General features: G+C 63.7%; 17 protein-coding genes. 11 read left to right on the top strand and 6 right to left on the bottom strand.

Going from position 1 to position 19278, the window contains the following annotated elements:
- The first annotated feature begins 12 nt into the window (after positions 1 to 12).
- From ybeY to CDPAHKCJ_RS06195, 4 genes are all read left to right on the top strand, one after another.
- Positions 13 to 669 (top strand): rRNA maturation RNase YbeY, encoded by a 657-nt coding sequence (gene ybeY, locus CDPAHKCJ_RS06210; RefSeq protein WP_346773914.1) that lies wholly within the window; start codon positions 13 to 15, stop codon positions 667 to 669.
- 128 nt (positions 670 to 797) lie between these two features.
- The gene (locus CDPAHKCJ_RS06205; RefSeq protein WP_052384764.1) at positions 798 to 1706 is read left to right on the top strand and encodes a transporter associated domain-containing protein; all 909 of its coding nucleotides are present in this window, start codon (positions 798 to 800) and stop codon (positions 1704 to 1706) included.
- 86 nt (positions 1707 to 1792) lie between these two features.
- Complete coding sequence (lnt, locus tag CDPAHKCJ_RS06200) at positions 1793 to 3310, top strand: apolipoprotein N-acyltransferase (RefSeq protein ID WP_166019112.1); 1518 nt, start codon at positions 1793 to 1795, stop codon at positions 3308 to 3310.
- Positions 3311 to 3413: 103 nt separating this feature from the next.
- Complete coding sequence (locus CDPAHKCJ_RS06195; RefSeq protein WP_166019111.1) at positions 3414 to 4166, top strand: YdcF family protein; 753 nt, start codon at positions 3414 to 3416, stop codon at positions 4164 to 4166.
- A gap of 124 nt (positions 4167 to 4290) precedes the next feature.
- On the opposite strand, the gene CDPAHKCJ_RS06190 is transcribed toward CDPAHKCJ_RS06195, so the two are convergent.
- A complete protein-coding gene (locus CDPAHKCJ_RS06190) occupies positions 4291 to 5505 on the bottom strand; it encodes a tetratricopeptide repeat protein (protein ID WP_166019110.1) in 1215 nt (404 codons plus the stop codon).
- Positions 5505 to 6185, bottom strand: coding sequence for a hypothetical protein (locus tag CDPAHKCJ_RS06185; RefSeq protein WP_346773899.1), 681 nt, complete (start codon positions 6183 to 6185; stop codon positions 5505 to 5507). The genes CDPAHKCJ_RS06190 and CDPAHKCJ_RS06185 overlap by 1 nt, the downstream gene beginning before the upstream one ends.
- An 11-nt stretch (positions 6186 to 6196) precedes the next feature.
- Between CDPAHKCJ_RS06185 and CDPAHKCJ_RS13460 the strand changes: the two genes are divergently transcribed.
- From CDPAHKCJ_RS13460 to CDPAHKCJ_RS06165, 5 genes are all read left to right on the top strand, one after another.
- Complete coding sequence (locus tag CDPAHKCJ_RS13460) at positions 6197 to 6328, top strand: hypothetical protein (protein ID WP_277343441.1); 132 nt, start codon at positions 6197 to 6199, stop codon at positions 6326 to 6328.
- Positions 6329 to 6504: 176 nt separating this feature from the next.
- A complete protein-coding gene (leuS, locus tag CDPAHKCJ_RS06180; RefSeq protein ID WP_166019109.1) occupies positions 6505 to 9105 on the top strand; it encodes a leucine--tRNA ligase in 2601 nt (866 codons plus the stop codon).
- Positions 9106 to 9294: 189 nt separating this feature from the next.
- On the top strand, positions 9295 to 9840 hold the full coding sequence (lptE, locus tag CDPAHKCJ_RS06175; protein ID WP_166019108.1) for an LPS assembly lipoprotein LptE: 546 nt from the start codon (positions 9295 to 9297) through the stop codon (positions 9838 to 9840).
- A gap of 319 nt (positions 9841 to 10159) precedes the next feature.
- Positions 10160 to 11218, top strand: a complete 1059-nt coding sequence (gene holA, locus CDPAHKCJ_RS06170) for a DNA polymerase III subunit delta (protein ID WP_043335288.1) — start codon at positions 10160 to 10162, stop codon at positions 11216 to 11218.
- 21 nt (positions 11219 to 11239) lie between these two features.
- A complete protein-coding gene (locus CDPAHKCJ_RS06165; protein ID WP_166019107.1) occupies positions 11240 to 11590 on the top strand; it encodes a DUF6482 family protein in 351 nt (116 codons plus the stop codon).
- A gap of 172 nt (positions 11591 to 11762) precedes the next feature.
- Here the strand turns inward: CDPAHKCJ_RS06165 and CDPAHKCJ_RS06160 are convergent, their stop codons facing one another.
- The 3 genes from CDPAHKCJ_RS06160 to fadB all read right to left on the bottom strand — a co-directional run bounded on the left by CDPAHKCJ_RS06160 (position 11763) and on the right by fadB (position 16321).
- Entirely contained in the window at positions 11763 to 12695 is a 933-nt protein-coding gene (locus tag CDPAHKCJ_RS06160) for an amidohydrolase family protein (protein ID WP_166019106.1), read from the bottom strand.
- Positions 12696 to 12898: 203 nt separating this feature from the next.
- Positions 12899 to 14077, bottom strand: a complete 1179-nt coding sequence (fadA, locus tag CDPAHKCJ_RS06155) for an acetyl-CoA C-acyltransferase FadA (RefSeq protein ID WP_166019105.1) — start codon at positions 14075 to 14077, stop codon at positions 12899 to 12901.
- 93 nt (positions 14078 to 14170) lie between these two features.
- Positions 14171 to 16321 carry a fatty acid oxidation complex subunit alpha FadB gene (gene fadB, locus CDPAHKCJ_RS06150; RefSeq protein WP_166019104.1) on the bottom strand — a complete coding sequence of 717 codons (2151 nt, stop codon included), beginning with the start codon at positions 16319 to 16321 and terminating at the stop codon, positions 14171 to 14173.
- Between the two features lie 426 nt (positions 16322 to 16747).
- Here fadB and CDPAHKCJ_RS06145 point away from each other — a divergent pair, with 426 nt between their 5' ends.
- Together CDPAHKCJ_RS06145 and slyA are read left to right on the top strand one after the other, a co-directional pair.
- Positions 16748 to 17860, top strand: a complete 1113-nt coding sequence (locus tag CDPAHKCJ_RS06145; RefSeq protein WP_166019103.1) for a DUF5924 family protein — start codon at positions 16748 to 16750, stop codon at positions 17858 to 17860.
- 217 nt (positions 17861 to 18077) lie between these two features.
- Positions 18078 to 18524: a transcriptional regulator SlyA gene (gene slyA, locus CDPAHKCJ_RS06140; RefSeq protein ID WP_043335305.1), complete on the top strand. Its 447-nt coding sequence runs from the start codon at positions 18078 to 18080 to the stop codon at positions 18522 to 18524.
- A gap of 124 nt (positions 18525 to 18648) precedes the next feature.
- Here the strand turns inward: slyA and CDPAHKCJ_RS06135 are convergent, their stop codons facing one another.
- The gene (locus CDPAHKCJ_RS06135) at positions 18649 to 19197 is read right to left on the bottom strand and encodes a preprotein translocase subunit YajC (RefSeq protein WP_166019102.1); all 549 of its coding nucleotides are present in this window, start codon (positions 19195 to 19197) and stop codon (positions 18649 to 18651) included.
- Positions 19198 to 19278 lie beyond the last annotated feature (81 nt).

Here is a 19278-nt window from a genome sequence, read left to right as displayed (position 1 = left end):
GCGGCTGCGCTGCTGGCCGCCGCGGAAGATGGCGCGCTGGAGCGCGCTGTCAGCGACGCCGCGGCGCCGTACGAGCTGACCGTGCGTCTGGTGGAAGAAGCCGAGAGTCAGGGGCTGAATCGCGATTATCGCGGCAAGGACTCCCCGACCAACGTGCTGTCCTTCCCGCATGAGCCGCTGGATCTTGACGACTTCGCCCTGCCACCGGAACTGGCCGCGCGCTTCGCCGAGGAAGACGACGACAGCCTGCCGCTTGCGGGCATGCCGGGTAGCGGCCTGGACGCCGGTGAAGAAGAGGGACTTGATGGCCAAGGCAGTGACGATGTCATGCTGGAGTCAGACGTCGTGGGCGAAGCTGAAGACACTGGCGTCTCCGGCATCACCGCCGACGCCTTGGGCGACAACGACGCAGCCGATGAGCAGACACCGAATGATGAGCAGCGCTTTCTGGGCGACCTGATCATCAGCGTGCATGTCGTCGCCCGTGAAGCGCGGGAACAGGGCAAGTCGCTGGAACATCATTTCGCCCACATGCTGGTTCATGGCACCTTGCACTTGCTCGGCTATGACCATATCGAGGACGATGAAGCCGAACGCATGGAAGCGCTCGAGCGTCATGTGCTGGCAGGGCTCGGCATCGCCGATCCCTACCGGGAAGAGAATCACTGATGCCGGTGCCCTTGCGCATCGGCAGCACCCGCCGTCGGGTGGCTCGGGGCTTGTCCCCGGGTCGCTCGGCTGCCCCGATACCACCACGACGATGGGGTATCGCCACCGAGGAAAAGAGAAACTAACGCATGAGCGAAGACCGATCGGGAAGCCAATCGAAAACCTGGCTCGATAAGCTGTTCGGCGCCTTCTCAAGCGACACCGACGAACCCAGCTCCCGTAGCGAGCTGCTCCAGTTTCTGGCTGAGGTAGGCCCACGCCTCAACCTCGATCAGGACGCCATCGCCATCATCGAAGGCGCGCTGGAAATCAGCGACCAGCAGGTGCGCGAGGTGATGATCCCCCGCTCCCAGGTGCAGGCCATTCAGGTCGATCAGCGCCCGGAGGAGTACCTGCCGCTGATTCTCGAATCGGCTCACTCCCGCTATCCCGTCATCGACGAGAACCTCGACGAGGTGCTCGGCATCCTGCTGGCCAAGGACCTGCTGCCGCTGATCCTGCAAAATGACAGCGAGCGAAAGCGCTTCGACCTGCGCGAAGCGATCCGTCCGGCGATGTTCATCCCCGAATCCAAGCGCCTCAACAGCCTGCTCAAGGAATTCCGCGAGACCCGCAATCACATGGCGGTGGTCATCGACGAGTACGGCGGCACGGCAGGCCTTGTCACCATCGAGGATATCCTCGAGCAGATCGTCGGGGATATCGAGGATGAGCACGACACCGATGAGGATGAGGACATCCGCGAGCTGGGCGATGGCCAATTCGCCGTCAGCGCGCTGACCACCATCGATGACTTCAATGAGCACTTCGATACCGACTTCTCCGATGAGGAGTTCGACACCATCGGCGGTCTGATGATCCAGCGCTTCGGTCACATGCCGCGCCGTCAGGAATCCACCGATTTCGCCGGTTGGCGCTTCACGGTGCTCAATGCGGACAATCGTCGCATTCGTCAGGTACAGGTATGCCGTCTGGAAGATGCCACCGGTGACGCGCCGCCCTCGGCCGAGCATCGTGCGCATATCAGCGGCGAATGATCCATGGCCTGATCACAGGCTGACCCGATAGAGGACAATGCCAGACACATCCGCCGATGTGTCTGGCATTTTACAAGGAGAGCGGCATGTCAGATTCCCCCCGCGCGAGGAGCTTCCCGGGCGCCTCGTTGCTGGCCAATGTACTGGCGATCATTGCCGGGGTACTGGTCACCCTGAGCTTTGCCCCCTTCGAGCAGTGGTGGCTGGGCCCGATCGGCGCAGGCCTGCTCTACGGGGCGCTGCGCATGGAAGGCGGTGGCTTCCTGCGTGCCTGGTGGTTCGGGGTCGGCCTGTTCGGCAGCGGAGCCAGCTGGGTCTACGTCTCGATCCATGATTATGGCTATACCGGCATGCCGCTGGCGGTGCTGCTGACGATGCTGTTCGTGGCCTGCATGGCGCTGTTCCCGATGCTGTGGATGGGCCTTTGGCAGCGCTTGTGCTCACGCAAGCTCGATGTGCTGTCATTTGCCGCGGTGTTCGTGCTCAGCGAGCTGTTCCGCACCTGGGCCTTCACCGGCTTCCCGTGGCTGCTGCTGGGCAACAGTGCCGTGGGCTCACCGCTGGCCAGCTGGGTGCCGGTGCTGGGTGTCTATGGTATCTCGCTGATCATCGCGCTGTCCGGGGCACTGATGTGGAATCTGGCGCTGCGTCGCCGCTGGTGGGCGGTCGCGCCACTGATCGTGCTGTGGAGCGCGGGTCTGCTGCTGCCGACCAGCTGGACACAGTCCGGCGGTCAACCGGCGCGCGTCGCCCTGCTGCAAGGCAACCTGCCGCAGTTGATCAAGTGGAGCGCCGAAGGTCAGCGTCGTGCGGCCAATACCTACGCCGCGATGACGCGCGCCGTGCAGGACGATGCCGACCTGATCGTCTGGCCGGAGACGGCACTGCCGATGCTGCGCGACCAGGCCGAGCCCTTCCTCGAGCGCATCCAGGCAACTCTGCCGCCCAAGACCGGTCTGATTACCGGGATCGTCGAGCGTGACGCCGACAATCGCTTCTACAACAGCGTGATTCCCATCGATGACCCGTCAGCCCAGTACCGCAAGGAACACCTGGTGCCCTTCGGCGAGTATGTGCCACTGGAAAGCTGGTTGCGTGGCATCATCGGTTTCCTGGACCTGCCGATGTCGAGCATGCAGTCAGGCGACAGCCAGCAGCCGCCGCTGATGGTCAGCGGTCTGCGCATCGGCGTGGCGATCTGCTACGAGATCGTCTATCCGGAGCTGGTCCGCCAGCGCGCCTTGAGCTCTACCGTGCTGCTGACCGTCTCCAACGACACCTGGTTCGGTCACTCCATCGGCCCGCTGCAGCACCTGCAGATGGCCCAGCTGCGCGCGCTGGAAAACGGCCGCTATCTGCTGCGAGCCACCAGCAATGGCGTCACGGCGATCATCTCGCCGCAGGGTGAGATCATCGCCCAGGCACCCCAGTTCGAGGAGGCCACCGTCACTGGCGATATCCGTCTGCAACTGGGCATGACGCCCTGGATGCACTACGGCCTGCTGCCGGTGTGGATACTGATCGCGCTGCTGCTGGCGCCGGGCCTTGTGCTGGGCATCAACGAATGTCTCAAGGCGCGCCGTCAACGCCCGCAGGACGCCTGAGGGCCAGAACGTACGAGTCCCCAGGGCCTCAGACGCTTGAACGCTCAACCTAACCCGTTGCCGGGCCGATGCCCGGCACTGCCTCTGCACAAGCGAGACCACAATGGGCATCACCGAGTTACTCGGCATCATCAAGGACCTGGTATTGCCGCCCGGCGGGCCTCTCCTGCTGCTGTTTCTGGCCATGCTCGTTCTCAAGCGCTGGCCGGGGCTGGCGCGCGCCATGATGGTCGTGGCCATCCTGGGCATGTGGCTGCTGTCCTCGCCGGTCGTCTCCACGCGTCTTATGTCAGGGCTGGAGCGCATTCAGCCCAGTGAGCCGGCAGAGTGGATCCAGGCGCAGGCCGTGGTGGTGCTGTCCGGAGGACGTTATTACAACGCCCCGGAGCTGCAGGGCCGCGATCGCATCAATGGCGAGACGCTCAGCCGTCTGGACGAAGGCGTCCGCGTGGCCCGCAACGCGGAGCTGCCGATTCTGCTCACCGGTGGCAAGGTATCGTCCTCCGATGACGGCACCCTCGCCGAGCTGATGCAACGCTCGCTGATCGATGAATTCGACTACCCAGCCCGCTGGCTGGAGAATCGCAGCGAGAACACCCAGCAGAATGCGCTCTTCACGCGCGAGATGCTCGAGCAGGACGACATCAACAAGATCGTGCTGGTGACCAGCGCCTGGCACATGCCGCGCGCGATGCGCAATTTCCAGAATCAGGGCTTCCGCACCATCATCCCGGCGCCGGTGGGCTACACCACGGTGTCCGGGCTGGGCATCGATGCCTGGATCCCCAACAGCTCCGCGCTGACCCAGTCACGCTGGGCACTGCATGAATGGATCGGCTGGCTGGTGGGTCGCTAGGCCCGACAGCGCTGTAGGCAAGACAAGTGAAGGACTGCTGGCAAGACACACGAAGGGCTGCCCATGGGCAGCCCTTCGTGTGTCTACGTAACCCGCTCATCGGGAACCTATCTGGGGATTGTGCTCATTCGCTGTCACGCATCCAGCTGGCCTCCTTGATCCATGGCCCCAGCTGGCGGAGCTGGAAGGCACGATCGCGCGTCCACTCGTCACTGCCGACATGCGCCGTGCCGCTTGGCGCTTCTCCCAGCACGTCGTCCGGGAACTTCAGGCTGTCGCGACCCTTGATCTGCAGCGAGTAACATCGGTCATGGCTGATCAGACTTTCCCGCAGGTAGCGCCACACGCATTCCTTCATGAACCACTGATCAATGTTCGGGGTTTCCACCTGTCGAGGACTCCAGTCCGCCAGCAAGCCGCCCACCGGAGGCAGTACGCCGGCCACCCCGCCCCATAGTCCCGCCAGCACCAGATCGGTATGACTCCACCAGTCGCGCATGACGTGGAAGAAGCGCCCGGACGTCAGCCACATCTGCACCGCGCGCACTTCGCGCAGGCTGATGACGCTGTCGCAGTCGCGAACCACGAAGTAACCCACCGTCGGGTCATCGGCGACCGCGAAGCGCCAGCACAGCCGTTGCCTCAGGGTGTCACTGGAGGGGCGCTCGATCAGCTCGGCATCCAGTTGCCGCGCCAGGGCCAGGAAGTCATCGGGCACGCTGTCATCGTGATAGAGCCGAACGCGCCACCCCGGATACAGCACCGGCGCCAACAGCAGGTTATGCAGCATGCCGTTCAAATAACGCGGCCCCTTGCCCCAGAGGCCGAAGGACAGCACGCGCGCCTTGCCGGCGGCAACTGCCGAAGGGGATTCAGCCGGCAGTCGCCAGCCCTTCGCCAACGGCAGGCCCCCATGCTGCTCATCCTTGAGGGTCAGGGCGCGGCTGCCATGCTCGCGTGCCTCGTCATGACGCTTGAGCCTGGCCGCACTGCTGGCCAGCGAGTCGAACAGCACCGGATTGAGACAGCCCCGTGCGGCCAACGCCTCGCCGGCCGCCAGCGAGCCGGCGGCATCATTGGCGCGCGACAGACACACCACCTGATTGAGCGCGATCTCTTCATCGGCCGGACACTCCACATGCCCCTGAGCCAGAATCTGGCTGGCCGAGCGATAATCCGCGAGCAGAAACAGGTAATAGGAGATCTGCTTGAAGAGGCCCGCATCACGTGGACGCGGGCGCTGGTTGAAGTGCTCGATCAGCTGTTGCAACGCCTTGTGGCGCTGCCCGGCGCTCCAGGTGGCATGCGCCGGGGCGAACCAGTCTGACGGTGTCGCCATCAGCCCTGATCACTCTCATCGGCCGCGGGAGGCTGACGAGTGACGGCCGGCGCGCCACGCGAGAAGAAACGATGTCCACAGGCATGGCAGGGTTCCAGCACGCTGGGCCGCGTGAGCGTGGTGGTCGACTCACAGTGCACGCAATGCAATAGCCCCGGCGCGATGACCTCGCCGCTGGTGTAGTCGGCGCGCGCGGCCTCGAGGTCTTCCTCGAAGTGGGCGCGGTCCACCACGGTGCGGTCCGCGATCGACATCAGCGCGGAACTGACACTGCGCGACAGCACCGAGAGATCGATCCCCAGCCAGCTGGCGATCCCTTCTCCGCCGGTCGCCAGATGGCGGCGGAATTCGCGCATGTCACGCTCGACCCAGGCACGCAGCAGCGCAAGCTCGTCGAGCGTGAATTCCTCGACCTCGGCCTCGAACTTGACCGCTTCATCCAGCTCGGCCTTGAGGCCATCCCACGACAGCTCACCGCTGCTGTCTTCCAGCCGCGTCAGGATTCGCCCATAGGCATCGCCGAGACGTCCTTCACCTTCGCCCTGCGGCTGGCTGGAGGCTGAGCGCGAGGGCATCGGCGTATCTTCAAAGCCACTGTCGTGCGAGGACGTGGCAGCCGTATCACGATCCGTGGCGCTGATCGGCTCATGGGGATCGCGGGGTTCACGTGGTTGGCTCATGGACTCTCCTTGTGTCTTCACCTTCTCCCGTACTGCGGGAGGGCATGGCGCTCTACCTTCAGCATGGTGGCGTTGGCGTTGCGACACAAGCCACACTCTACCACTCCCTGACGCGCATCAAGCGCCTGGCACTGGCAACATGAAGCGCATGCGCCTGGCGTCACGGCGCTCGCCTCCCCTACCTGAGTCTTGGCGTCTGGGGTAGACTTGACCCCATCGCAGACAGTGGCGGCCCATCCCGATGTGACCGCCCACCTCTTCACGCCCTGCCTGTCCCTGGTGACGGGTAGCGGCCAATGCCAAGGTAGTGACGGACCCGATGGATTCACAGGACACTTCTCAACAGTACGCTCCCGATCAGATCGAACAGGCTGCCCAGCAGTACTGGGAGAAAAATCAGTGTTTCAAGGCGGTGGAAGACGCCAACCGCGAGAAGTTCTACTGCCTGTCGATGTTCCCCTACCCCAGCGGCAAGCTGCACATGGGTCACGTGCGCAACTACACCATCGGTGACGTGATCTCGCGCTTCCAGCGCATGCAGGGCAAGAACGTGATGCAGCCGATGGGCTGGGATGCCTTCGGCCTGCCGGCGGAAAATGCCGCGATGAAGAACAACGTCGCACCGGGCAAGTGGACCCACGAGAACATCGCCTACATGCGCGATCAGCTCAAGGCGCTGGGCTTCGCCTACGACTGGAGCCGTGAGTTCGCCACCTGCGACCTGGAATACTATCGCTGGGAGCAGTGGTTCTTCGCCAAGCTGGTCGAGAAGGGTGTCGTCTACAAGAAGAGCTCCATCGTCAACTGGGACCCGGCGGACCAGACCGTGCTCGCCAATGAGCAGGTCATCGACGGCCGTGGCTGGCGTTCCGGCGCGCTGATCGAGCGCAAGGAAATCCCGCAGTGGTTCCTGCGCATCACCGATTATGCCGAAGAGCTGCTGGCCGATCTCGACAAGGTCGAGTGGCCGGAGCAGGTCAAGACCATGCAGCGCAACTGGATCGGCAAGTCGCGCGGTGTCGAGCTGAGCTTCGGTCTCGATGCCAAGGCAAGCCAGGTGCAGGAATCCCTGACCGTCTTCACCACCCGTCCGGACACCCTGATGGGCGTGACCTACGTCGGTGTCGCCGCTGCTCACCCGCTGGCCAAGGCCGCGGCGGAGCACAACGCGGAGCTTGCCGAGTTCAACGCCGAATGCGCGCGTGGCGGTACCAGCGAAGCCGACATGGCGACCATGGAAAAGCGCGGCATGGATACCGGCTTCAAGGCCATCCACCCGCTGACCGGCCGTGAAGTGCCGGTCTTCGTCGCCAACTTCGTGCTGATGGAATACGGCACCGGTGCCGTGATGGCCGTGCCGGCCCACGACGAGCGTGACCACGAATTCGCCACCAAGTACGACCTGCCGATCGAAGCCGTGATCGCCGATGCCGACGGCAATGCGCCCGACGTCAGCGACGCCGCCTTCACCGAACACGGCGTGCTGATCAATTCCGGCGACTTCAATGGCCTCGACTTCGAGAGCGCCTTCGATGCCATCGCCGCGCGCCTGGTCGAGCAGGGCCGTGGTGAGGTCAAGACCAACTTCCGCCTGCGTGACTGGGGCGTCTCGCGTCAGCGCTACTGGGGTGCGCCGATTCCGGTCAAGAATGGCCCGAACGGTGAATCCATCCCGCTGACCGACGACGAGCTGCCGGTCGAGCTGCCACTGGAAGTCGAATTCGACGCTTCCGGCGGTTCGCCGATCAAGAAGATGCCGTCCTTCAGTGACCTGGGCGATGGCTGGCAGCGCGAGACCGACACCTTCGACACCTTCATGGAGTCCTCCTGGTACTACGCACGCTTCTGCTGTGCGGACAACGCCGATGCCATGCTGGACGAGCGCGCCAACTACTGGCTGCCGGTCGATTACTACATCGGCGGCATCGAGCACGCCATCCTGCACCTGCTCTATTCGCGCTTCTTCCACAAGCTGATGCGGGACTTCGGCCTGGTCGACAGCGATGAGCCGTTCAAGCAGCTGCTGACCCAGGGCATGGTGGTCGCGGATACCTACTACCGCATCAACGAGAAAGGCGGCCGTGACTGGTTCAACCCGCTGGACGTGGACGTCGAGACCGATGACAAGGGCCGCGCCATCAAGGCCGTGCTGAAGTCCGATGGTCTGCCGGTGGAAATCGGTGGCACCGAGAAGATGTCCAAGTCCAAGAACAACGGCGTCGACCCGCAATCGATGATCGACCGCTTCGGTGCCGACACCGTGCGCCTGTTCATGATGTTCGCCGCGCCGCCCGAGCAGTCACTGGAATGGTCTGATTCCGGTGTCGAGGGCGCGCACCGCTTCGTCAAGCGCGTCTGGCGTCTGGTCCACGAACATGTCGCTGCCGGCACCCCGGCCGCGTTGGACGTGACGGCCCTGAACGATGATCAGAAGGCACTGCGTCGCAAGACACACGAGACCATCGCCAAGTGCAGCGATGACATCGGCCGCCGCACCACCTTCAACACCGCCATCGCGGCCGTGATGGAGCTGGTCAACGCCATCAGCCGCTTCGAGGACACCTCCGAGCAGGGCCTGGCCGTCAGCCGTGAAGCCGTCGAGGCCTGCGTGCTGCTGCTGTCGCCGATCATCCCGCATGCCAGCCACTCGCTGTGGGCGACACTGGGCCACGACGAAGCCGTGATCGACGCCAGCTGGCCGGTCGCTGATGCCGACGCGATGAAGAAGGACAGCATCGAGCTGGTCGTGCAGGTCAACGGCAAGCTGCGGGCGCGTCTGTCCTTCGCCGCCGATGCCGATCGCGATGCCATCGAGGCCGCGGCGCTGGCAGATGCCAATGTCACCAAGCACACCGATGGCAAGACGGTGCGCAAGGTGATCGTGGTGCCGGGCAAGCTGGTCAATATCGTCGCCAACTGATAGCGACCCGACCAGGCAGTGCAAGATACCGGCGACCCGAGTCGCCGGTCCCGTCAGAGACCGACAGGCAAGTAGAGGATGCCGGTCTCTGACGGCCATATTCCGTGCGCTGCGTGATGCTGATACCCCAGGCACCACGCAGCGCTCTCGCAAGATAATCATGACACTCGTTCATGACAGGAGGTCACGGTGACGCAAGCGAAGTCTTACAGTGTTTCAGCAGACACATCAGAGCGTGCATCCCGCGGCCTCGGCCGCCGTCGTGTGCTGGCCGCCCTTGGCGTCGGTCTGGCGCTGACACTGAGCGGCTGCGGCTTCCAGCTGCGCGGCGTGGATGATGCGCCGATGGCCATCACCGAGCTGGACGTCCAGGCACCGATCACCAAGACCCATGACGCCCTGCGCGACGCTCTCGAGCGTGCCGACATCCAGTTGAGCGACAGCGCCCCGCTGACCCTCAACCTGGGCAAGGTCCGTGAGAACGTGCAGCAGATCACCTACGGCGATGCCGGCAGCATCAAGCGTGAACTGACTTACCGCCTGACCTACTCGCTGCAGCGCAAGTCCGATGGGGCCTATCTGGCCAATCAGCAGGAGCTGCAGGCCAGCAGCCTCTACTACACCAACGATGACGACCTGCTCAACACCGATGACCTGCGTGAGCGTGCGGCCAGGGAAGTCAATCGTGACCTGAGCCGTCAGTTGCTGGAGCGCCTGCGCGCGCTCAAGCCCTGAGTGCCACGCTCCCGCACTGAGCGTCCCGTTCGTGAGTCATGAGTCGTGGTCCATGAGTGTTGCAAGGCCAGACGATTGACGACAAGGCGATTGACGACAGGCAAGCCGGGAGAAGTGGAAGACAACTGGCAGCAGTTGGTAGAGATTGGAAATCGCAACGTTCGCCAGGCACGGCTCCACGATATCGGGCAACCGATCATCATGGGGCCGTGCCTGTTCAGGGCCACCATCACGCCGGGGCTATCGACACGCGGGTGAATGATCGCCCGAGCCCCGGGCGCCCTTGCCCACCAGATCCGCGCAGTATCGAAGGACATTCATGAAGGTCTATCCCGACAAGCTCGACGAGCAGCTCAACAAGCGCCTGTCTCCCGTATATATCGTGGCCGGTGATGAGCCGCTGATTCACCAGGAAAGCTGCGACGCCATCCGCCGTGCAGCACGCGCTGCCGGTGTCGAGGAGCGCGAGGTACTGCATGTCGAGAACGGCTTTCAGTGGGGCCGCCTGACCGAGTCTGCCGCCAGCATGTCACTGTTTGCCTCGCGCAAGCTGATCGAGCTGCGCATGGGCACCCAGAGTGCCGGTCAGGAGGGCAGCAAGGTCCTCAAGGCTTACGCCGAGCGTATCGAGAAGGATGGCGACATCCTGCTGATCACCGCGGCGCGACTCGATCGCAAGGTGCAGCAGACGGCGTGGTTCAAGGCATTGGAAAAGGTCGGCGTCTTCATCGCGGTGTGGCCGGTGGACCACTCCCGCCTCGGCTTTTGGATTCGCGATCGCGCCCGTCGTCACGGCCTCGAGCTGAATCAGGACGCCGCCCGCCTGCTGGCCGAGCGCATCGAGGGCAACCTGTTGGCCGCGGATCAGGAACTGCAGAAGCTGGCGCTGCTGCACCCGCCGGGCGCACGCCTGGATGGCAATGCCATCGTCCAGGGCGTCGAGGACAATGCCCGCTATGATGTCTTCACGCTGGCCGATGCGTGTCTGAAGGGGGAAGTCGAGCGCAGTGGCCGCATCGTGCTCGGGCTCAGGGGAGAAGGCGTCGAACCGCCGGTGATCCTGTGGGCGCTGACCCGCGAGCTGCGCACCCTGCTCTCGCTGCGCCAGCACCTCGATCAAGGCCAGAGTTTCGAGCATGCCTGCAAGGCGCAGAAGCCGATGATCTTCGACAAGCGTCGCCCCTTCTATCAACAGGCACTCAATCGCCTGCCCCACAAGCGCCTGCACAAGCTGCTGCTGTTCTCGCAGCGACTCGACATGGCGATCAAGGGCGGGATGACGCTGCCCATCTGGGACGGAATGGTCGATCTCGCCCTGACGCTCGCCGGCGGACGCGGCCCACTGGCCGAACTGCCCCACGCCTACAAGGTGGTGTGATTCAGACACCCGGGAGAACGCATGCAGACTTCCTCCAGCACGCTTGACGAAGCCGTCGACGTCGAGACCCTGCGGCGGTGGCTCGCCGCAGGCAATACCCTGACAGTGGAAGTGCAGACGCTGGACCAGGGGCTTCATGTGGTCCGCCTGCATCACGCCGCTGGCATCAGTCGCCTGGTCGATGACAGCGGCCAGTCCCTGCGTTTCACCGGCACCCAGTGGATCAGCCGCCTGCTGTTGCCGCTGGGGCTGACCCACGGCGTGCAGACCTGGGCGGAAGTGCAGGATGAGATGATCGGCCTGCCCACGACGCCGACCGACAATGCCAGCCTGCTGGCCCATGGCACGCGCGTGGCCTTCCAGACCCGCTAGACGCTGCGCGCCTCCTCCCTGTCTCTCTCCTCGGCTTCCCTCACCGATCATCAAGACGCCCCCACCAGCAGGCTGATGGGGGCGTCTTGTCATTCGGCTCATGTACCTTATGCGGCTGATACGAGTGACGCCGCGTCCCTCAATTGCGCCCCGCAAGCGGGCACCTCTTCGCTCAGTGCGCCGCATCCGCCTTGGACTTCACGAAGGCCTTGTAGCCATAAAGCTTGCGCGGATTGTCGCGGAAGATCCTCTCGCGCATCTCGCGCTCCGGCAACCAGCGCTGCATCAGTTCGGCCAGGGTGTCTTCTTCCGGCATCTCGACGCCGATATAGGGATGTGGCCAGTCACTGCCCCACACGACGCGCTCCGGATTGGCCGCCACCAGCGCTCGCACCAGCGCCGTGACATCGGAGTAAGGCAAGCGACCACGCGTGGTCAACCGGTAAGGCGCCGACAGCTTGACCCAGGTGCGCCCCTGCTTGAGCAATCGACACAGCGCGGCAAAGCCGGGACATTCAGGGCCACGCGTGGCCGCCAGATGGCCCATATGGTCGATCACCACCGGCACCGGCAAGCTGCCGAGGCGCGCTTCCATGTCACGGAAGGTCGAGACATCGATCAGACATTCCAGATGCCACTTGAAGCGTGCCAGGCGGTCCGCCAGCAGCACCACATCACGCCAGCGCAACCCGCCAGCGAAGATCAGGTTGAGGCGAACGCCACAGACACCCAGCTCGGAGAGTCGCTCAAGCTCGGCGTCACTGATGTCAGGCGTGACAACCGCCACGCCACGGTAATCCAGCCCGCGCTCACGACAGCTCTGCAGGCTGTCGCATAGCAGGCGATTGTCATAGCCATAGACACTGGGCTGTATCAGCACGCCGTGGCTGGCGCCCAGCGCATGATGCATCTCGAGTGCTTCATTGAGCCCCACGGGGGCCGGATCATAGGTTCTGTCCGCCGCCAATGGGTAGCGCACCGGGTCACCAAACAGGTGCAGGTGACAATCAATACTGCCCGCCGGCAACCGGAAGGTCAGGGGGTGTGGCAAGGGTCTGGGCGGCGTGGCGCACGGCAGATCCTGCTCGACATGATTCCAGTCCATCGATGCGACTCCCTCGCGTAACCTCAATCATCAAGCCCGGGGCGACGTCACGCTTGATCGCCCACTGCCACGATACTGCGCTGCCCTTCTCGTTTCCAGACAAAAGCCTGCCAACGAAAAAGCGGCATGTCCGAAGACATGCCGCTTGAGGTATCAGCGAGGTCTGATCGCTTATCGAAAACGCTGACCGAAGTCGCTGACGTTCAGTCGAGTCGCTCGAACACGGTCGCGACGCCCTGGCCCATGCCGATGCACATGGTCGCCAGACCGAGGCGCGTGTTCTGCTGCTTCATGACGTTGAGCAACGTGGTGCAGATACGCGAACCGGAGCAACCCAGCGGGTGCCCCAGCGCGATGGCGCCGCCGTTGAGATTGACCGCCGTATCGACGCGCTCCAGGAGGCCGAGGTCCTTGAGTACCGGAATCGACTGCGCCGCGAAGGCCTCGTTGAGTTCGACGGTCTGGATATCGTCGATGGTCAGGCCTGCCGCCTTGAGCGCCTGCTTGGAGGCCGGTACCGGCCCGTAGCCCATGATGGAAGCATCACAGCCTGCCACGCCAGTGGACAGCACACGAGCGATGGGCTTGAGTCCCAGCGCTTCGGCGCGTTCGGCGCTCATCACTGCCATGCCCGAGGCGCCCACGGACAGCGCGGAAGAGGTGCCAGCGGTCACGGTACCGCCCTTGGGGTCGAAGACCGGCTTGAGATTGCCCATGGACTCCATGCTGGCATCGCCACGGATGACCTCATCGCGGGTCACCAGGACACGCCGACCCTCGGCATCATGCCCCTCGACACCGATGATCTCATTGTCGAAGCGACCTTCATCGGCGGCGGCCTGGGCTCGCTGGTGGGAGCGCACACCGAATTCATCCTGCTTGTCACGACTCACGCCATGCATCTTGCCGAGCAGCTCGGCAGTCAGGCCCATCATCATTGCCGCCTTGGCCGCATGCTTGCTGGCCGCCGGGTTGACGTCGACGCCGTGTGCCATCGGCACGTGCTCCATGTGCTCGACCCCACCGATGATGTAGAAGTCACCCATGCCGGCCTTGATGTTGGCAGTGGCGATATGCAGGGCACTCATCGAGGAACCGCACAGGCGGTTGACCGTCTGCGCCGGCACGGTGCGCGGTATGCCAGTCATGATGGCGGCGTTGCGCGCGATGTTCATGGCCTGTTCCAGGGTCTGGTTGACGCAGCCCCAGATGACGTCATCGACCTCTGCCGGCACCAGACCGGGGTTGCGATCAAACAGTGCCTGCATCACCGCAGCGGACAGATTCTCGGCGCGCACGTGTCGGAAGGCGCCATTCTTGGCCTTGGCCATGGCGGTACGCACGCCATCGACGATTACCACATCTCTCGGATTCAGATTCATTGTCTGGCTCCCTCATGGCCCTCGCTGTCGCGAGGGCCGAAAATTCTGGTCGGATAGTGCTGGCGGCCACTCGGGCGCTCAGCCATCAAAGGCTCAGGAGTAGAAGGCGTCGCCACGCTTGGCGCGCTCGCGCAGCGCCTCGGTCGGGCGATACAGCGGCCCCAGCTCATCGGCCAGGCTGTCGGCCAGCGCGACGAACTCGGCCACGCCCATGGCATCGACGTAGCGAAGCGCGCCACCACGGAACGGCGGGAAACCGATGCCGTAGATCAAGGCCATGTCGGCCTCGGCCGCCGTACCGACGATGTCGTCTTCCAGGCAGCGGATGGTTTCCATGCACAGCGGCACCATCATGCGCGCGATGATGTCTTCATCGGAGAACTCGCGCGTCTCGCTGACGACCTGGGCCACCAGCGCCTGAGCCTCATCGTCCGCCAGCTTCTTCGGCTTGCCCTTGCGGTCTTCCTCGTAGCGGTAGAAGCCCAGATCATTCTTCTGGCCGAGACGCTTGTTGTCGTACATCACCTGGATGGCCGTCTTGCCTTCACGCGCCATGCGGTCCGGGAAACCTTCCGCCATCACGGCATTGGCGTGCACCGCGGTATCCATGCCGACCACATCCAGCAGGTAGGCCGGGCCCATCGGCCAGCCGAACTTCTCCATCACCTTGTCAACGCGCTGATAGTCGGCACCCTTCTCGACCAGCAGGCTGAAGCCACCGAAATAGGGGAACAGCACGCGGTTGACCAAAAAGCCCGGGCAGTCGTTGACGACGATCGGCGTCTTGCCCATCTGGCGGGCATAGGCGACGGTCGCGGCGATGGCCGCATCACTGGACTTCTCGCCACGGATGACCTCGACCAGCGGCATGCGGTGCACCGGGTTGAAGAAGTGCATGCCGCAGAAGTTCTCGGGGCGCTTGAGCGATTCGGCCAGCCGCGTGATGGAGATGGTCGAGGTGTTGGAGGTCAGGATGGCGTCCTCGGCGACGTTGTCCTCGAGTTCGGCCAGCACCGAGGCCTTGACCTTGGGATTCTCGACCACCGCCTCGACGACCAGGTCCACATTGCCGAAGTCACCGTAGGACAGCGTCGGGCGAATGTTGGACAGGCCCTGCGCCATCTTCTCGGTGGTCAGCTTGCCGCGCTCGACGCCCTTGCCGAACAGCTTGCGCGCTTCCTTCAGGCCCAGCTCGATGGCCTCGCCGTTGATGTCCTTCATCAGGATCGGCGTGCCCTTGCTGGCGCTCTGATAGGCGATGCCGCCACCCATGATACCGGCCCCCAGCACGGCGGCCTGCTTGATCTCGCTGGCCTGCTTCTCATAGCCCTTGGCTTTCTTCTTGACCACCTGATCGTTCATGAACAGGCCGACCAGATTGAAGGCCACGTCGGTCAGCGCCATCCTGGCGAAGGTCTTGGCCTCGATGGCCTGGGCACGCTCACGCGATTCCCCCGCGCCCTTCTGGATGACCTTGATGGCCTCCACCGGTGCCGGATAATGCGGGCCGGCCTTGCCGGCCACGAAGCCCTTGGCGGTCTCGAATGCCATCATCTGCTCGATGGCATTGAGCTTGAGCGGCGAGGTCTTCTCGAGGCGACGCGCCTGATAGTCCAGCTCGCCGGCGTTGGCACGCGCCAGAATGTCGAGTGCCGCAGCGTCCAACTCGGCCACCGGCAGGACGGCATCGACGGCGCCCACGGCCAGCGCCTTGTCGGCACGATTCTCGGTACCGCCACAGATCCACTCGATGGCGTTGTCTGCCCCGATCAGACGCGGCAGACGCACACAGCCCGCCCAGCCCGGGATGATGCCGAGCTTGGTTTCCGGCAGGCCGATCTTGGCGCTGTCGGCCATGACCCGGAAATCGGTGGTCAGGGTGATCTCGCAGCCGCCGCCCAACGCCAGCCCATTGATGGCAGTGACGGTGGGGAACGGCAGGTCCTCGATGGCATTGAAGATGCCATGGGCGGTCATGTTCATGTCGATGAGGAAGGCTTCATCCTTCTCGAACATCTGATGGAACTCGGTGATGTCGGCACCGACCACGAACGCCTCCTTGGCGGAGCGGATGACCAGCCCCTTGAGATCGGCCGTCGCCTGGATGGCCTCGACCGCCTCTCCCAGCTCCTTGAGCACGTAGCTGGCCAGCTTGTTGACCGATTCGCCTTCAAGATCGAGGGTCAACAGGGCAATGGCGTCCTGGTTGGCCTCGACGGTTAGCGTTTTGCCTGAATAGATCATCCACGGATCTCCACAAGAGAAAGGGGTGAAGGGGCTGCCCGACGCTCGATGGTCACTGCCATTTGGGCGTTGGCCATGAGGGCGTTGGTAACCGGCCTCGCCGGACTCGCCGCTTCCAGAGGCACCGCGCAAGAGTCATCTCTCATCACAGCGCTTCATACAAGCGTTTGAATACAGCCAGCTTGGGCCAGTGACGGACAAAGATCAAGCCTGCGGACATTAGCGAAAGGTCGGGGGTCACGGGGCGTCTGTATACTGGCCTGGGCTGACTGGCGCAGGCCATCGACAGCCGATGTAGGCAAAGATCGACGCTACACCGCGCAAGTCAGCCGCGTTACCCTGAACGCTTTCCCAACCCGCAGGCTGGCCGCGACACTCCCTCGCGCGCCAGCAGGCTTTCAAAGGCCTCATCGATATCATGCTTTCATGAGCAGCACTCTCACCGCCCTGTATCTGCGCCTGACCGGCCTTGTCGAACGCACCAAGCGCTGGCACTGGTTATGGCCGCCCATCGGCTTCGCCGCCGGCATCTGCAGTTTCTTCCTCGTCAATCGTCAGCAATGGCTGGGCGGCATGCTTGCGCTGGGCATGATGCTGGCCTGGTTGATCCTGATCGCCGAAGGCCTGTGGAGCCGTCTGCGCCGCCATCGCGGCCAGAACGCCCTACCCCGCAAGCTGGCGACCTTCGTGGCCCAGCTGATCCAGCAGGAGACACTGTGTTTCACGCTGCCATTCTTCCTGGCGACCACTGACTGGGCCAGCGGCCAGGCAGGCTTCACGCTGCTGCTGTGCGGCGCGACCCTGCTGTCGATTCTCGATCCTTTCTACTACCGGCTGGCCGAGCGTCATCGCTGGCTGTATTTCGGCTTCCACGCCCTGTGCGTGTTCGTGGTGGTACTGGTCACCCTGCCCCTGCTGCTGGAGCTGACCACGAGTGAGAGCCTGCTGGCCGCCTGTGCCGCCATGAGCCTGTTCGCACTACCCAGCGTCGCCAACCTGCGCATCGCGCGTGGGGTGGTCGGCGGTCTGGCGATGATCGGCATCAGCGTGATGCTCGGGGTAGGCGCATGGGGGGCACGCGCCTGGATTCCGCCCGCCACGCTGTGGATCAATGCCAGCAGTCTGTCGCCGGACTTCGATACCGCGGCGCGCGCACCGCGTGGCGAGATGCAGCTGACGCCTGCGCAACTCTCCGCCCGCGGCCTCTATGCCTTCACGGCCATCCGCGCGCCGCGCGGCCTGTCAGAGAAGGTCTACCATGTCTGGCGTCATGACGGTGAAGTCGTCGATCGCATCGCCCTGAACATCAACGGCGGACGCAGTGAAGGCTACCGCGCCTGGACGCACAAGACGGCCTTCCCGCAGGGTAGCGAGGGCGAGTGGCGCATCGATGTCGAGACGATGAACGGACAGCGCATCGGCAGTCTGCGCTTCGTGGTCAGCGATGATCCGCAGCTGGCGACCCTGGCGGACAGCACCATCAGCCAGCCTCCCGGTATCCCCGGCTGGCGTATCACCAACCTGATTCCGGGTTTGTGACAGTCGCCATCATGAGTCACTCCGCAAGCGGGAACGCCAAGTTACTCGACGTTGGATGTAAAATTCGTTCGCAGGCTTGTAATTATCCAGACTGCCTAGCATGCTGATGTGAAAGGCGGCGCGCATAAGGAATCGGTCTCATTCAGGTTTGAGTGATGCTGAACGCGTGCCAATGACAAAAGCCCCTTCACATTTGCACTCAGCGGACGACCTATCCATGCATGAAGATATCGGACTCAAGCTTTCCCGCCTGCCGCGCCTGTGGCGCGCCATTCTGGACCAGCGACTGTCCCCACTAGGGCTGACCCAGACTCGCTGGATGACGCTGGTACACCTGTGGCGCATGGGCGATGGTCAGCCCCAATGTGATCTGGCTCGCTCCATCGGTATCGAAGCCCCGTCGCTGGTTCGCACTCTGGACCAACTGACCGAACAGGGCCTGGTGGAGCGCCGTGCCTGTGAGGAAGACCGCCGCACCAAGCGCATCTTCCTGACCCGCAAGGCGCTGCCACTGATCGAGAAGATCGATGCCATCGCCGAGCAGACTCGCATCGAGATGCTCGAGGGCCTGAGCGAAGCGCAGGTCGATCAATTCTGTGAATGCCTGCGTGTCATGGAACGCAATGGCCTGGAAATCTCCGAGAAGGTGCCGGAGAGCGCCTGACCCGACATGCCGACCGGAAATGGCCAGCCGCGCCAGCAGGACATGAGCGCAAGCGAGATATGAAAAAGCCCCCATCGAGTGACTCGATGGGGGCTTTTTTCTGCAGGCGGGAGAGCGGCGCGTGTCAGGCGTCCGGCATCTTCGGCTCGGTGCCCACCAGCGGACGACGCTTGTGCGAGATAGGCGCCTTGTCGATCAACAGCGCATGCAAGGCCTCGAATTCGCGCCGCCAGTCGTGACAACTTTCCACATCCAGACTCTCGCCCCACCACAGCGTCAGGCCGGAGAGCGATGACTCCAGCATCAGGGCATCCTCCGGCAGCGTGCGCGTGAAGCGCCGCAGCGCCGCGGCGACATCAGGGTCATCCGCCAGGCGACTCTCTTCGCGCCAGCGATAGCCCGGCACCGCTTCACGCAGCGCATCACTGGCCCATTCATCCTGCACCAGAATGAAGGGCGCCACATCGCGCTCGGTCGGCCAGGGGCGGCGGTAACCGACGATGCCCTTGGGCGCGTCAGAAAGTGCCGGCGCCTTGAGATCCACCCGCATGCCATCGGCGATCACCGCCTTGCGGACCAGTGAAGTGCGCGTCTCGCGTTTGCTGGGGCGAAGCCAGGTCAGCGGCGACAGCATCGCCAGCACGACAAAAATGATGATCAGCGCAGTCGTCATCGTCTATCCAACGGTTGTCTATTCAAGGGTTTCATCAAGCAGGACGTGGCGTGAAAGCGCAAGATAGGCTATGCGGCCCTG

The sequence above is a fragment of the Cobetia sp. MB87 genome, from assembly GCF_011319755.1.
Lineage (GTDB): Bacteria > Pseudomonadota > Gammaproteobacteria > Pseudomonadales > Halomonadaceae > Cobetia.
The sequence above is the reverse complement of the archived record's forward strand: the minus strand, read 5'-3'. Positions and strand labels throughout refer to the sequence as shown.